Origin of the sequence: Paenibacillus typhae, from assembly GCF_900099765.1 — a bacterium.
Taxonomy (GTDB): Bacteria; Bacillota; Bacilli; order Paenibacillales; family Paenibacillaceae; genus Paenibacillus_AQ; species Paenibacillus_AQ typhae.
This window is the reverse complement of sequence record NZ_FNDX01000007.1, coordinates 191,106-206,320: the sequence shown is the minus strand read 5'-3', so window position 1 is coordinate 206,320 and position 15,215 is coordinate 191,106. Positions and strand designations below refer to the sequence as shown.

Genomic DNA, 15,215 nt, shown 5'->3' with positions numbered 1-15,215 from the left:
CAGCGTAATCGTCCGTTAACGTTCATAGCCAATCCTTTTTGCGGAAAATAACAAGCATCCCGCAGCCTAGCGTTACCATCACAGCAATTACGCCATAGTAGCCGTACTGCGAATGGGTCTCGGGTATATTGTCAAAGTTCATCCCGTATATACCGGTAATGACGGTCAGCGGCATGAATATTGTAGTTATTGCAGTGAACACTCTCATGATTTCATTGGCGCGGTTAGCAATACTCGACTGGTAGGCTTCACGCAAGTTGCCCATGAGATCGCGGTAGGTCTCAAAGGTTTCAGAGATTTTGACCGCATTTTCATAAATGTCGCTGAAATATTTCTGCAGCTGGTCGTCGATCAGACGCAGGTCCTTTTTGTTCAGGGTGTTGATGACTTCCTTCTGCGGCCCAAGCATCTTCTTCAGCCAGAGAATTTCACTGCGCAGACCGATAATCTCGCTCAGATGCGTTTTCTTGGTATGCATCAGAATATCTTCCTCAAGCTTCTCAATCCGCGCTTCAATCCGGTCGCCGACAGAGAAGTAGTTGTCTACAACGATGTCGATCAGATGGTAGAGGAAGCGGTCAGGCTCGCTGACCTCCTGCTCCCACAGAATGGGCTTCAGGACACGCAGCTCGTGAATCTTTTGTTTGGTGACAGTAATAATGTAATGTCTGCCCAGGAATACATTCAGCGCCCGGAGGAAAATTTCCTCATCATCAAACCGGATGCTGTTTACTACAATAAAATAATGGCTCTCATAAATTTCAATCTTCGGACGCTGCTCCTCTTCGCTGAGGCAGTCCTCCACGGCAAGATCATGCAGATTGAACAGGGGCTGAAGCAGCTCCAGGTCCTCATCATCAGCGTCGATCCAGTAGAAACCTTCAGCGGGTGCAGTCAGTGTTACTTCAATATCATCGATCGGGGTAAAAACCCCTGCGTTTACCAGCCGGATTTTCATCTGATTTCACTCCTTATGTCCCCGGTCTTCTCCAGGGTTATGCTAATTAAAGCACACGGAAAAAATCAGCTTAGCCGGCAGTACAATCAATGAGTCGGGCTAGAATGACGTCTCGAGAGCATGAAGAAGTAGTGCTCCCGCCGCCGGCAAGCTGATGTTAATCCTGTGTGGTTGCTCACTTTGCACGCTTAACTGCGTACCCGGGTCGCCTTCCATTCTTCTCTCACCTCTGCTCCTCGTCATTTGTGCCGTTGAAACACTTGTCTAGTATAACGCCGGGGTATGCCTCTTTCAAGCAAAATTCTTTACATTTCAAGGGCTCTTCAGCATTGTATGGACTTGACGAAAAGCAGGTTCATGATTTAAAGTGAATTTTAAGAAAAATAACTGAATACAGCTAAATCTTATCAAGAGCAGGTGGAGGGACTGGCCCGATGAAACCCGGCAACCGGCGTATATACGCACGGTGCTAATTCTTGCGGAAGCTATGCGGGGGATCTAACCCCGGCGTTGGTTCTGGCAGATGAGAGAGGCGCATATGACTGAACCTATATGACCTTTCTCGTGCGAGAAGGGTCATTTTTGCATGCAATTCAGTTTAAGATCAGGTACTAATTCGATTAAGGAGTGGACACAGCAATGCCAATCAAAATTCCTGACAGTTTACCGGCCAAAGAAGTATTATCCGGAGAAAATATCTTTGTAATGGATGAAAGCCAGGCTTTCCATCAGGATATCCGTCCGCTGCGGATCGCCATCCTGAATCTGATGCCAACCAAGGAAACGACCGAAACGCAGCTGCTGCGCCTGATCGGAAACTCTCCGCTCCAGGTCGATGTAGTCCTGCTTCATCCGAGCTCCCATACCTCCAAGAATACTTCAGCGGAGCATTTGAAGAGCTTCTATACAACCTTTGATGAAATCAGCCACCGCCGGTTTGACGGCCTGATTGTGACCGGGGCTCCGGTAGAGCAGCTGGAGTTCGAGGACGTGAATTACTGGGAAGAGCTGAAACGGATTTTTGAATGGAGCAAGCATAACGTTACATCGACCATGCATATCTGTTGGGCCGCCCAGGCGGGACTGTATCATCACTTTGGTGTACGCAAGGTCAGCTTAGAAGAAAAATGCTTTGGAGTGTTCCCCCACACCTTGAGCCATAATAATGTGAAGCTGCTGCGCGGCTTTGACGAGGTATTCCATGTGCCGCACTCCCGCCATACAGACGTATCGCGTGAAGATATCGAAGCTAACCCGGAGCTGCAGATTCTGGCCGAATCGGAGGAAGCCGGAGTTTACCTTGTAGCGACACATGACGGCAGACAGATATTTGTTACCGGACATTCCGAATATGACCCGTTCTCGCTGAAATGGGAATATGACCGTGATGTTGCCAAGGGAATGGATATTGCGCTGCCGAAACATTATTATCCCAAGGATGATCCGCAGCGTACACCGCCGGCCGTATGGCGCGCCCATGCCAACTTATTGTTCGCCAATTGGCTCAATTACTATGTATACCAGGAGACACCCTACGATATTGGCCCTATTATTTAATATAGAAGCAACTGTACAATAACCCCACATTAGGAGGCTCACGATGGACGAGAAACTGAGGATTGAAAGCAGACTTGCACAAATAGGCTCACAGGAAGATCCCGCTACCGGGGCAGTTAATTATCCGATTTACAATGCAACGGCATTCCGTCACCCGAGACTTGGACAAAGCACGGGCTTTGATTATATCCGTACCAAAAACCCGACCCGTTCCGTACTGGAAACGGCTGCGGCTGAGCTGGAGTCCGGCGATGCCGGCTTTGCCTGCAGCTCCGGCATGGCTGCCCTGACGACCGTGTTCGCTTTATTCGGACAGGGTGATCATCTGGTCGTTTCTCTTGATCTATATGGTGGAACCTACCGTCTTCTGGAACGGATTCTGTCCAAGTACGGAATCACAGCCTCCTATGTGGATACCAATGATCTTGACGGGCTGGAGGCAGCCCGCCGTCCGGAGACGAAGGCTGTCTTTATCGAGACGCCGACCAATCCGCTGATGATGATTACCGATATAGAAGCAGTGTGTACCTGGGCCCGCCATCACGGGCTGCTGACCATTGTGGACAATACGCTGCTTACCCCGTTCTTCCAGCGTCCGCTTGAGCTTGGTGCGGATATCATCGTTCATAGCGCGACCAAATATTTGGGCGGCCACAACGATGTACTTGCCGGACTGATTGTGACCAAGGGAGCCGAGCTGTCTGCTGAAATGGCTGTTCTGCACAATTCGCTGGGCGCCGTTCTTGCACCGAACGACAGCTATCAGCTGATGAAGGGCATGAAGACGCTGGCCCTGCGCATGGAACGGCATGAGAGCAACGCCCTGGCGATTGCCCGTTATCTGCTGGAGCATCCGGCTGTTGACGAGGTGTTCCATCCGGGGCTGCCGGATCATCCGGGGTATGAAATCCAGAACCGCCAATCCTCCGGCAACACCGGGATTTTCTCCTTTAAAGTAAAGGATGCCCGGTATGTTGAGCCGCTGCTCCGCCACATCCGCCTGATCGCCTTTGCCGAGAGCCTGGGCGGTGTTGAATCGCTGATGACCTATCCGGCGGTACAGACTCATGCCGACATTCCGGTGGAAATCCGTGATGCAGTCGGGGTAGATGACCGGCTGCTGCGCTTCTCCGTCGGCATTGAGCACGTGAACGACCTGATCGCTGATCTTGGCCAGGCGCTGGAAGCAGCGCGTCTGGAGCTGGAGCAGACAATAACAGCTGAATAAATATACAGGAAGGACGGCAGCGCACCTTAAAGCGCTGCCGTCCTTTTTGCCGGGAAAACAGAAGGGTAGCACCAAAAGAATTCTCAACCAGCCGGGATTGTGTTACGATGGAAGGACGAATGCTTATCTATGTTTATTTTTAAAATTTAATCAACCATAAGATATGGACTTTGAAGGAGGCTGCGAACGATGAGTGCGATAGATCTTATTCTGGATAAGACGCTGAAAGGCGAACGCCTCGGGCTGGAAGATACGATCCGGTTGTTCGAGAGCAACGAAATTGAAAAAATGGGCGCAGCTGCAGATGTTATCATGAAGCGCTGGCACCCGGATCCGCTGGCTACGTTCGTCATTGGGCGCAATATTAACTATACCAATGTATGTGATGTGTACTGCCGTTTCTGCGCATTTTACCGCAGACCCGGATCAGAGGAAGGTTATGTGCTCCCTGATGAAACCATCTACCAGAAGATTGCTGAGACGATTGCTGTAAATGGTACAGAAATTCTAATGCAGGGCGGAACGAATCCGAATCTGCCGTTCAGCTACTATACGGATATTCTCCGCGGGATCAAACAACGTTTCCCTGAAATCACGATGCATTCCTTCTCTCCGGCAGAGATCATGAAGATGGTCGAAGTATCCGGATTGCCGCTGGAGCAGGTGATGCGCGAGATTCATGCTGCCGGCCTTGACTCACTGCCGGGCGGCGGGGCAGAGATCCTCGACGACCGTACCCGCCGCAAGATCAGCCGGCTTAAAGGCTCCTGGGTGGACTGGATGAACGTCATGAAGACCGCACACAAGATCGGCATGAATACAACCGCTACGATGGTTATCGGACTCGGCGAAAGCATGGAGGAGCGGGCGCTGCATCTTCTGCGGGTACGAGAGGCGCAGGATGAATGCTTGGCGAATAAATATGACTCCGAAGGCTTCCTGGCGTTTATCTCCTGGACGTTCCAGCCGGATAATACCAACCTCAAGCTGGACAGACAGACTCCGGAAGAGTACCTGAAGACGGTAGCGATCAGCCGGCTGGTGCTCGACAACATCAAGAACTTCCAGTCCTCATGGGTAACGATGGGACCTGAGGTCGGCAAGCTGTCCCTGCGGTACGGGTGCAATGACTTTGGCAGCACGATGATCGAAGAGAATGTTGTATCCTCTGCCGGCGCTACACATAAAGTCAACATCGAGCAGATTCTTCAGCTGATCCGCGAAGCCGGCAAGATTCCGGCACAGCGCAATACACGTTACGATATCCTGCGGGTGTTCGATGATGTGAATGCGAAGATTGACAATGATTTTGTAATGCAGAACTAGAGGGCATTTTATGGTGTACTGGGGCATAATAGGGTAAACACTTCATAGTTGAAATAGCGGGTATGTACTACACAAAATGGAGTACTTACCCCATTATTTTGATAAAAACAACTACAACGCTTGTTCAATATTAATCCGAATGGAGAGGATTAGTTATGGATAGGCGTTCTTTGTCGTCCGGTAGAGATATTCGCGGAAAAAAGAGAGCGGTAATCTCAGACGAAGTCGATGGTTTTGAAGTTAAAAATTATTCAAAGGTGACAATTCATGAACTCTTTAAAAAGTTCATTGATATCAAAAGATCGGAAGGAATATCGGAACGGCGCAAAAATGACTTGCTTAGAGATAAAGAATATTTTGTGAATTTCTTGAAATCTAAAGGTTATTCGGAACTCATGGAAGATATCTCAACAAGCATTATACGTGAATGGTCAGTTGAAATGCAGGAACAATACGTGGTTTATCAAACACATGTACGTGGAGGAAAGCGAAAAGGGCTTGCTCCAGTCACTATTAATGATCGGTTAAAAACACTGAAACACTTTTACAATGTAATATTGGCGAATGGACTTTGGGAACGGAACGAAGCTGCTCCGGTTAAATTACTTAAGCAACCTATTGATACTGTTGAAGGACTTACGGAAGAACAAGTAAGAGCATTGCTTAGAGCTTGCAAGAAAAGTACCTATACAGGGTTTAGGGATTTCACTTTAATTATGCTTGGTATTGATTGCGGATTACGGGCAGGAGAATTAGTGGCACTGAATGAAAAAAACTTTGATTTTGAAATCGGAGTTGTCAAAGTGGATGATGAGATTGCAAAGAATGGAAAGGCGCGAATTGTACCTGTTTCACGAAAGGTCTTAAACTTGATTCAAAAGCTTCTGACAGAGAACAAAATCAATTTTGGATCGGATCACGTATTCATGACGGCATATGGTCAAACAATGACTACCAAAGGAATAGTACGTCAATTCGGCACAATTCGGAAAAATGCAGGATTAAATGGAGTCAAAGCATCTTGCCATGTACTTCGACATACTTTCGCAAAATTCTATATTCAGAATGGCGGCGATGCTTTTACCCTACAAAAGCTGCTAGGTCATTCAAGGATGGATATTGTAAGAACGTATATACAAATGAATGCTGTCGATATTGCCGAAGCTCATAGACGGTTCTCTCCGGCAAACAAGTTTAGAGTATGAAAGTTATTAGCACCTAGGGATGCCTCAGGTGCTTTTTTGATGTTATAGCATAAAACTGTTAATCCATTTGGCGAAAATCCGATAGAGGAGCAGCTAGGGGCTTCAGAGCTTGAATTAACTTCATACCAGCAAACATTTTTTTGTGAAGGGGAATGTCATATGGGCGATATCGAAAATGAACGAGATTCTGAGGGTGAGTTAGATTTTGACGACATGGAATGGCAGCGTAAGACTTGTCAACATATCATTAGAATGATTAAGGATGAGCAAGTGCTGCTGGATGAGGCATTACATCCAAAGGTTGTTAAAGCTACACTTGAAGTCATTCATTTATTATTAATAATGGCGAAAGAAGAAGGAGCAGAAACCCAATAAATTGTTAGGATTTAGAGGGCTAATTCTCGGATGTAAATCATAGATCAATGCGAAAGTCAATAGGTTTATCTTGACATTTGACAGAACAAATGCTATAATACTCGTATAATCATTGAACGGAAGCTTTTAGGTAACATACCGAACAAGGCTTTGGAATTGAGCCTTGTTTTAATTTTCTCCTCTACATACATACACAAATTCATAAATAACAAATGCTTTAACAGACGTGTTAATTGTATTTGTTGTAGGGGAGATAAATAGACGTCTATATTCAGCTGGTATAGCTTTGTTTAATCCTTCCCGTTTGTGGAAGGGTTTTTTTATCTCCCTGTATATCAAAATACAGAGGAGAAATGTAAATGAGCAATGTTAATTTAATTAGTGAAGTAGGAAGTAATCTGCATCCCCAGGCTTACGAGGACACATTAAATATACTCAATAGTTTTGTGAGGGAATGTGAGAAGCGTAATGAGATTCATTGGGTGTGTAATTCTGCTCCTGGACAAGGTAAGACGACTGCATTAAAAGAACTGACAAAGGAAATGGCTTCGAAGCGAATGGCAAGCCCGATGCTTATAGTGTTTAACAACAAAGACACAATGAATAGCTATTACGAGGAGATTAGTGAATATGCGCTCGAACATTACCGACCATTCCTGATTCAATATTTGAATGAGGATAATTTCACCAAGGTTTATGATGAAGTCGATCAATATCAAGTTCTCTGCATCACTCAGCAACGATTACGTGATCTTCGCCTTGGTTATGGTGATTTTAACAAGATCATGTATGAGGAGAAAGAAGGACAACGAGCTAGAGAACGACTGATTATCATTGATGAAATGCCTATTTTCGTGAACGATGCTGACTTTGATATCTCAAGTAAAGATAATGCTGTTGATTGGTTTGACCACTTGGGAGAAGTTAGTTCTTTGGATGAAGAGGATATGCAGTTCGGGAGAATTCTCATTAACAAACTTATTGCAAGGGAAATGGAAGTCGGAGAGCACGTTACGAAGAACTTATTTAGATATATCCAGGGGGGAGAGTCTGGAGATAAGCTAAATGAGATATTGAAAAAGCTTAAAGTGGATACGGCAAATCGTGAACATGTTGATAAGTACAAATGGTTTCTGAAGTTATTGCGAAAAGATAACGTAGGAGTACTCGACAGATCGAAGTATGGTACTAAGATTATGTGTGCAGAGGCTATAGATTATAAACCAATGGGCAATATTCTTATTTTAGATGGTACGAGTGATCTTATGCCTAGCTTCTATAGCGGCTACATTATGAAAGGGGTTAAGAACTACCATAATTACAAGGGTAGACTCAATCTTCATCACAGGGCGATAAGTACATCAGCTTCAAGTAGAACTCCTGACACCATAGAATTGATCTCCGAAGATATGTTTAAGCTTCGTACGAAATATGGTGAGATTCTGCCCTTGATGGCTAAAAGTGACGTTCAAAGATACATTGATATGAAGGTCATTACTGAGAATCAAATCTCGCTTTTTGAGACAAAGACGGTTGGTGATGTTGCCGAGTCTCACAGTGAAATGCCTATTAATATTTTTAATACGGTAGGCAAAAATGTGTTGAGCGACTTTGATTCGCTTGCCTTATTGAATTTGCCTATAAGACATCCATCATCTTATAAGAAATATGCAATAGCTTTGTTCGGAACTGAAACCAACATTAGAATCAATGATGGGAATTTTTCAAATTGGTTTGAAGATGAAGCGGTTCAAAGGCTGTACGAGGAAGTATTCATGGCAGATATCGTACAGCTCATTCATCGTTGTGCATTACGAAATATAAATGCAACTACACCAGTTCATATCTTTTTGTACACTAATCAAAAAAGATGGATTGAACGATTACAAGAGCATTTTGGATTACCGAATCGTAACATGACGAAGGTTCAACTTAGAAGTAATGGACAAGGAAGATTCATGAACGATTGTGAGACATGGGCTGTAAAAAGTCTTGAGTATTGCAGAGCGGAAATGAAAAGGATTAATAATCCACTTGGAGTTAGTGTTTACTCATCCACAATAGGTGGAGCTAAATTTAAGGAGTGGCTGAAACGGCACTGGAGCGATGAGATGAAGAGAGAGAAAATCATTGAGGTTTTCGAGAAGAAAGAATTGACGATAAGAGTAACTAGCAATGGATATAAAATGATTGAGTTTAATGGGGGATTACTATATCTTGAGTGAATTTAAAAGTGGGGTGCTTTATTACTATTACAGGGAAAAAACACCCCACTTTGATTTTAAGTCAATTTTAAAGGAGTGATTGGGATTTATACAAAAGAACAGAAGAAACGAGCAAGACTGTCCAATTTAATTGATTTGTGTGAGCGTCAGGGAATCGGGATTCAAGATGAAGGTAATGGCAACTATAGAGTGCTGAATTATGGTGGCTTGATAATTAAAGACAATTTTTATTACTGGAATGCAACAGGAGAAACGGGTAGTGCCATAGATTTTTGTGTTGAGATCTTGAAGATGCGTTTTGCCAATGCTATGGAGGAGTTGCTCAAGTGTTCTGAGGTTAATGTTGATGAACAACGAGTCACCCGCCTTCGGCGTGTGAAAGCGGAACAGGAAAAAAGGTTTAATTCGCCAAATAAGGCTAGTATAGGCGCTAGCGTTGTATATCTGACTAAGCATAGGAAAATTCCCATGAAGATTGTAAGAGAAGTGATTGATCATAAGCTACTATACCAGGATGAACATGCGAATTGCGTATTTCCATGTTACGACAAGACAGGTGAGGCAAGAGGGGCAATCATCAGGGGAACAAACAAAGACAAGATTTACAAAGGGAAAGCGGAAGGAAGCAATGGGAAATATGGCTGGGTCATACGTCCGGTCAAATCATCTAACAAAGTGATTGTTTTTGAGGCTCCGATTGATGCTATGTCCTTCTTACAACTCTATCCGAAAGTCAGATCACATTACATCCTTGCTTTAGGTGGGTTAGATATGGAAACATTAGAGACTTTCTTAGAGGAGAACAGAGAGGTTACAGATATATGGATGGCTTTGGACAACGATGAACCTGCAAGAAAGGCTGTTGCTGGTTTTATTGAAACAAAAGATGTGAATTACACAGTTCATGCATTCTATCCCACAGATGATTTTAAGGATTGGAATGAACAATTGGTGCGTCAAGGTGCCTTAACATTCTTTCCAGTTCCGCTTGCCTGCCGTAAGGCAGGCAAATGAATTCAATGGCAATATGGTTTTTTATTAAATATTCAAACCAAATAATCTTACTGCATTGTTTCTAAATTCCTCTTCGCTAAGCTTTTTATTGATAAAGTCAGCTAACTCATCATCATTGAGATGATTATATTCTTCTTCATCTACCCCAAGGAAAGATAAAAATACGCTAGGCATTAGTCTGAATTTGAATCTTAGGAGACGAACAAGAGTAATAGGTTCTTCCTCATTATATAGGGTTCTTAATTCCTGAACTTCCTCTAGATCGTATTCATCATTTGCTCTTTCTATTTCATCAAGTAATACATCTAAATATTTTAAATCTTTTCGTCCGTGAGCTTTGAAAAAAGCTGTCGTAACATAACTTTTGATAATCTCCATAACTTCCTCCCAATTCAAACTTTTATTATGGAAATTTTTTTCAGTGAATTCAACGCAGTACCGTAGTAAAGCTGATAGATTTAATTCATTATGAGCATCTTTGGAAATATAATCCTTTATGTTTTCTAAGCTTTTTGAGGTTGCTCTATCAATTCGGAAGCTTATAGTTTTTGATTGATTATTCATTTTATTTCCTTCTTTCGTGTTTAGGTTATTGACTAATTGTATTACACGTATTACAATTAGTCAATAATATATAAAAAATAAAATATTATATTACATGTATTAACTTGGAGTGCTTGAAATCACATATATTATCAGAATTCGAGGGGAGCCATATATGAACAAGTATGGAGTTGTCACAATTAAGGCTGTGGAGTTGCTAAGTATGGTTGAACAGTCTGAACCGCTTACTGCTTGGAATGCGGCTGCTTCAGACGTATTTGTTGAAGGAACTTGGACACAACGTAAAGGATGCCCCAAGAATGCATTTCTTGGTTTGTGTGAAGATGGATTAGTCAGAGGCATTCCAAAGGGGAATTATACGTATAGATCGGATAGCTTAAACAAGGCATACGCCGTTCAAGCTGTAAAGCTGCTGAAAGCTAATCCGGAATTAGCAAGTGATAGAAATGTATTATGGAAAGAAGTGATGAAAGACGTAAAGAAATCACATAACTCCCAAATGGATGTTGTACTTGCGTTGTGGAAGAGTGGACTGATTGTAGCAGATTAGTTTAATTTGCATATTCCAGAGAAGCGATAACATAACCACATTAGAATCGGGGATGGTGTGGTTTGAAACCACATTAGCGTCAAGTCTAGCTTTTACATCACTTGGATTGCCAATCCCAACACCTTACACACATCATTCAACACAAACCATGGTTCATTATCAATTGTTTGTGTTCATTGTAAGAGAATACACTGGATAATATTTCTGTGTTGATACTGATGGAAAGTGTTCAATTGGTAATCAAGCAAGAAGGCAAAGCAGTAACGGATAGTTTGAAGATAGCGGAAGTGTTTGGGAAAAGACATGCAGATGTAATACGTAGTATCAAATCCCTTGAATGTAGTGAGGAATTTAGAGAACGCAATTTTGCGTTATCCTCTTATTTTAGTAAACAAAACAAGGAAATGCCGAAGTGCTACATTACACAGGATGGCTTCTCCTTGTCATGGGCTACACAGGTAAGGATGCTGCTATGTTTAAGGAGAGTTATATCAGAGAGTTTAATCGTATGCGTGATAGGCTTGAGCATACATGAAGGATAGCCCAATCATACTGTAACATATGGAGTGGGCTATTTGTCGTTTGGGTTATATTTTAAACAACACACTCTCAACAATGTCATATCCAGGCTCGATCCATTGAAAGAGTCCATCTGCACATTCTATTATCTTCGGCATCTCACAATCACTTGCACCAAGCCACCATAAAAGCTCTTTGCTACTCGCCAAACGATAATTATCGTATTGTACCGCTTCCTGTTTATCGAATGTGATAGTTAGCTTCTTAGCCATGATCCAAGATTCATTGTGGCATGTAAGCTCGCCAGCTCCTTCGTATGCATAAGCAGTATTAGGGCTATAGTATTTGAGCGTCATCTTTGTCATTGCTTCATTGTTAATCAATTCAATTCCTCCAATATAGTGTGGTTAGCCGGTATAAAATATTTTTTACCTTTATTTTGAATATTTTATATTAAATGTTATACTCGGGCTGCAATGCAGCTTATACCGATATCGTTATAAAGTCAACTATAATTTTGGAGGGATAGTAGTGCGGAAAATACATATTAAGCTTGGAACAATACTCAAAGAGAGAAAAATGACTCAGATGCAATTGTCTGAGTTGTCAGGAGTGGCACAAGCTAAGATATCAAATCTATGTAACAACAAATTGAAGGAGTTGAATATGGGGATTTTGGAGCGGATAGCGGCTGCGTTGGAGATAAATGATATTTCGGTGTTGATGCAATTAGAGGAAGTTGATTAGTGAAGAGCGTTTTCGAGAGATAGGTTAGGAATGAATTATGGTTGAAATTGAAAAATAGTGGTGTTGCATCCGGCGATCGTTGTTATAGAACTCCGTTAACAAAAAATTGAAGTGAATATAAGTAGGAGCGATAAAATTTCAAAAAAATGAATTGTCGTGATTTTAACGTGGTTACGACCTAGCATTCATAATGCTTCATTTTGGGCAACATAGCCGGTTTTATCTCGTCATGTCGTAGAACCCTAATTATGCGACACCCAAGGGGGGTGACTTAAAACCAAAATAATCGGTTTTTATCTGTGAGACCCCCTGGGCACTACAATTTAGCGCGGCTTCGATTTTTCAAATATGTACTACAATAGCTCCGTATAAATGAACCTCGAAGGGATCACTCAGATTCTTTAACGATTAAATCCTCCGACATTTGCCGTAACGTTTTCGCTCCTATGCGTCAACGATAATTATGTTCTATTTCTTATGAAAAGAAAGCAGTATTACCTATTGAATTTCTCAATGTTCTAGAATTTTCAGAGAAATCAGTCATATAATATAACGCTTTTACGTTAAACCAACAATACGGGAGTCATCAACTTTTGTAAGGGTTTTGACAAACGGAAAGATAAGTTTCCCTGTAAAATCAAATCCAGCGAACAATAAGGGATTAAGAGCTGCAGATGAATAGATAAAATTCGGGTTTTATCTACAATGCAAACTAAGGCGGGAATTGTTATTTGTTGTATAATAAATAGGTGATATCATTCAAAGGGGAGCATATATGAAGAAGAAGCTGCAGGTTTTTATATCGTCTACATATGCTGACATGATTGAGGAACGACAAGCGGCTGTCTCAGCGGTTCTAAATGCTGGTCATATTCCTGCTGGTATGGAGTTGTTTAAGTCTGGTGACAAGTCTCAGAAGGTGACTATTCAGAAGTGGATACAAGAATCTGATGTGTACATGCTTCTCCTGGGTGGGCGCTATGGAAGCATGGACGAAGAATCAGGCAAGAGCTACACGCACTGGGAATATGACTATGCTGGTGAAATGGGTAAGCGTAGATTTGCAATTGTTATAACTGAAAAGAAGCTTGATGAGAAGACCAAAGAAGACCCTAAAAATAGGGAATATGAGCATTATAACGAATATCAAGATTTTAAGAAAGTTGTGCTGAGTAACATTTGTAAGTTCTATGAAGACGTAAAGGATATAAGACAAGTAACAACTGAATCTTTAAAAGAATTTGAGTCAGATTATGAATTATTAGGGTGGGTCAAGGCTGGTGTTATAGTTAGTACTGAGGAGTTACGTAGAGAAAATGAGGCGTTGTTAGAAGAAAATACAAAATTAAAAGATGATTTAAATAAGGGAAACAAGCAGCAACAGAAAACGAAAGTAATGATTGGTGAATGGGAGTATGAGGAGCTAAAAGATGCATTATCATCTATTAAAATTAAAGTAGATGTAACCTTGTTTCCGAATAAACCAGATAATGGTGAAGCTAGTTTATTATTGTATTTCATGGTCTTTTCCAATTATTTTACAATAGGTCTTGAAAGTAATAGTCCAGATGATGACAAAATGGTACTATATTATGATGTCGCCCCGCAGCTTATCCCTTTTGGACTTTTGGAGAAGCGTGCTAGTAAAAGAATCCAAACAACACAAGCAGGGTTGAAATTTTTAGCGAAAATTAAAGTGGAACTATCTAAAAGGAATATTTTATTGTAAACAATTATTAGTAAAATTGAATAAATGATATTAGCAAGCTGTTTTATTTGGAAATATGTCTTCTACTCCGCGATTAATGTTATTCATAAGATGAGTGTAAAGGTAAAAGCCTTGATAGATAAGGCTTTTTTTATTTGTGCATATTAAATTCGAAAAAAATGCATAAAAATTTACAAGTTGTCTTGTAATTTGCCTAGTTGGTCTCACTGTGTTTAGATACGATGTGGATTCATATGAGAATACGAAGTTGACTTCGCTTTTGTAAAGGTGTCCTTGCTTATGATTTTAGCGTGTCATAAAGCATACTTTTTGAACCGTCTTGCATTACTATTCAGAAGTGTTTCAAAACATATAAAAACAACATTTGAAACATTTCATTGATATGGTATACTTTTTGACATGCAACTTATGTCAAGGAGGATGATGAAATGAAGATTGGCTACGTCCGAGTATCCACCAAAGACCAAAACACCCAACGTCAAATTAATAAGATGAAGGAGTTAGGTATTGAGGAGCGGTATACATTCGTTGATAAGGCAAGTGGTAAAGATTTTGACCGACCTCAATATCAAGCGTTGCGGCTTGTGATCCGTGAGGGCGATCTTATATACATAGACGCATTGGATAGGTTAGGAAGGGACTACGAAGGAATCATTCGGGAATGGAAATACATTACACGTGAAGTAAATGCGGATATTGTTGTGCTTGAGAATGAAACGCTTTTTGATAGTCGTAAATTTAAAACTATGGGTGACTTGGGACGACTAATGGAAGATCAATTTTTAAGCTTACTTAGTTATGTAGCGGAGCAAGAACGGAAGAAGTCTAAGCAAAGACAAGCGGAAGGAATCGAAGTAGCTATTAGCCAAGGAATAAAATTTGGAAGACCTAGGCAAGAAATTAATGGTGAATTTATAGAAGTATATTTTAAATGGAAAAAGGGTGAAATTAAAGCTGTTGAAGCCATGAGAAAAGTTAAGATGAAGCCTAACACGTTCTATAGAAGAGTGAGTGATTATGAAAAGACAATGGATTTATAACGAGGTTAAAAGTTTTTATTCCATGTTACCTAAAAAAGTAAATTTAAGTACACTGTACTTATTATATTTCAATATAGTATTATAAGTTTTAACTACTGGTTTAATAATGATTCAGGAACGTATGTACGGTTTTTTTGAAGGGATTAAAGGATTTTAAAGAATAGTGTCGAATTAATTT

Annotated in this window: 14 protein-coding genes, 1 pseudogene and 1 riboswitch; of the genes and pseudogenes, 12 read left to right on the top strand and 3 right to left on the bottom strand. The window is 41.5% G+C overall.

The genetic code is table 11. The annotated features are described in order from the left end of the window. Positions 1-22 precede the first annotated feature (22 nt). Complete coding sequence (gene corA / locus BLR64_RS09080; RefSeq protein ID WP_090713807.1) at positions 23-958, bottom strand: magnesium/cobalt transporter CorA; 936 nt, start codon at positions 956-958, stop codon at positions 23-25. A 401-nt stretch (positions 959-1,359) separates the two neighbouring features. Continuing rightward, positions 1,360-1,488, top strand: a riboswitch (SAM riboswitch). Between the two features lie 109 nt (positions 1,489-1,597). Between corA and metA the strand changes: the two genes are divergently transcribed. The 7 genes from metA to BLR64_RS09045 all read left to right on the top strand — a co-directional run bounded on the left by metA (position 1,598) and on the right by BLR64_RS09045 (position 9,888). Next, positions 1,598-2,515 (top strand): homoserine O-acetyltransferase MetA, encoded by a 918-nt coding sequence (gene metA / locus BLR64_RS09075; protein ID WP_068728976.1) that lies wholly within the window; start codon positions 1,598-1,600, stop codon positions 2,513-2,515. A 43-nt stretch (positions 2,516-2,558) separates the two neighbouring features. Beyond that, complete coding sequence (locus BLR64_RS09070; RefSeq protein WP_090713806.1) at positions 2,559-3,743, top strand: aminotransferase class I/II-fold pyridoxal phosphate-dependent enzyme; 1,185 nt, start codon at positions 2,559-2,561, stop codon at positions 3,741-3,743. Between the two features lie 189 nt (positions 3,744-3,932). Next, on the top strand, positions 3,933-5,069 hold the full coding sequence (gene mqnC / locus BLR64_RS09065) for a cyclic dehypoxanthinyl futalosine synthase (RefSeq protein WP_090713805.1): 1,137 nt from the start codon (positions 3,933-3,935) through the stop codon (positions 5,067-5,069). Positions 5,070-5,224: 155 nt separating this feature from the next. Beyond that, complete coding sequence (locus tag BLR64_RS09060; RefSeq protein WP_090713804.1) at positions 5,225-6,274, top strand: tyrosine-type recombinase/integrase; 1,050 nt, start codon at positions 5,225-5,227, stop codon at positions 6,272-6,274. A 159-nt stretch (positions 6,275-6,433) separates the two neighbouring features. Next, a complete protein-coding gene (locus BLR64_RS09055; RefSeq protein ID WP_090713803.1) occupies positions 6,434-6,649 on the top strand; it encodes a hypothetical protein in 216 nt (71 codons plus the stop codon). Between the two features lie 359 nt (positions 6,650-7,008). After that, positions 7,009-8,874, top strand: a complete 1,866-nt coding sequence (locus tag BLR64_RS09050) for a DEAD/DEAH box helicase family protein (protein WP_090713802.1) — start codon at positions 7,009-7,011, stop codon at positions 8,872-8,874. 75 nt (positions 8,875-8,949) lie between these two features. After that, positions 8,950-9,888 carry a DUF3991 and TOPRIM domain-containing protein gene (locus tag BLR64_RS09045; RefSeq protein WP_139171937.1) on the top strand — a complete coding sequence of 313 codons (939 nt, stop codon included), beginning with the start codon at positions 8,950-8,952 and terminating at the stop codon, positions 9,886-9,888. Positions 9,889-9,912: 24 nt separating this feature from the next. On the opposite strand, the gene BLR64_RS09040 is transcribed toward BLR64_RS09045, so the two are convergent. Then, positions 9,913-10,452, bottom strand: coding sequence for a hypothetical protein (locus BLR64_RS09040; protein WP_090713800.1), 540 nt, complete (start codon positions 10,450-10,452; stop codon positions 9,913-9,915). Positions 10,453-10,606: 154 nt separating this feature from the next. On the opposite strand from BLR64_RS09040, the gene BLR64_RS09035 reads away from it, so the two are divergent. Further along, positions 10,607-11,002 (top strand): DUF6979 family protein, encoded by a 396-nt coding sequence (locus tag BLR64_RS09035; protein WP_090713799.1) that lies wholly within the window; start codon positions 10,607-10,609, stop codon positions 11,000-11,002. A 218-nt stretch (positions 11,003-11,220) separates the two neighbouring features. Further along, positions 11,221-11,537 (top strand): annotated as a pseudogene (locus tag BLR64_RS31215) (Rha family transcriptional regulator). Between the two features lie 52 nt (positions 11,538-11,589). Here the strand turns inward: BLR64_RS31215 and BLR64_RS09025 are convergent. Further along, positions 11,590-11,904: a hypothetical protein gene (locus tag BLR64_RS09025; protein ID WP_090713798.1), complete on the bottom strand. Its 315-nt coding sequence runs from the start codon at positions 11,902-11,904 to the stop codon at positions 11,590-11,592. A 148-nt stretch (positions 11,905-12,052) separates the two neighbouring features. On the opposite strand from BLR64_RS09025, the gene BLR64_RS09020 reads away from it, so the two are divergent. The 3 genes from BLR64_RS09020 to BLR64_RS09010 all read left to right on the top strand — a co-directional run bounded on the left by BLR64_RS09020 (position 12,053) and on the right by BLR64_RS09010 (position 15,037). Further along, positions 12,053-12,268 carry a helix-turn-helix domain-containing protein gene (locus BLR64_RS09020; protein ID WP_090713797.1) on the top strand — a complete coding sequence of 72 codons (216 nt, stop codon included), beginning with the start codon at positions 12,053-12,055 and terminating at the stop codon, positions 12,266-12,268. A 775-nt stretch (positions 12,269-13,043) separates the two neighbouring features. Continuing rightward, complete coding sequence (locus BLR64_RS09015) at positions 13,044-13,997, top strand: DUF4062 domain-containing protein (protein WP_090713796.1); 954 nt, start codon at positions 13,044-13,046, stop codon at positions 13,995-13,997. Positions 13,998-14,425: 428 nt separating this feature from the next. Next, complete coding sequence (locus BLR64_RS09010; protein ID WP_090713795.1) at positions 14,426-15,037, top strand: recombinase family protein; 612 nt, start codon at positions 14,426-14,428, stop codon at positions 15,035-15,037. The last annotated feature ends 178 nt before the right edge of the window (positions 15,038-15,215 follow it).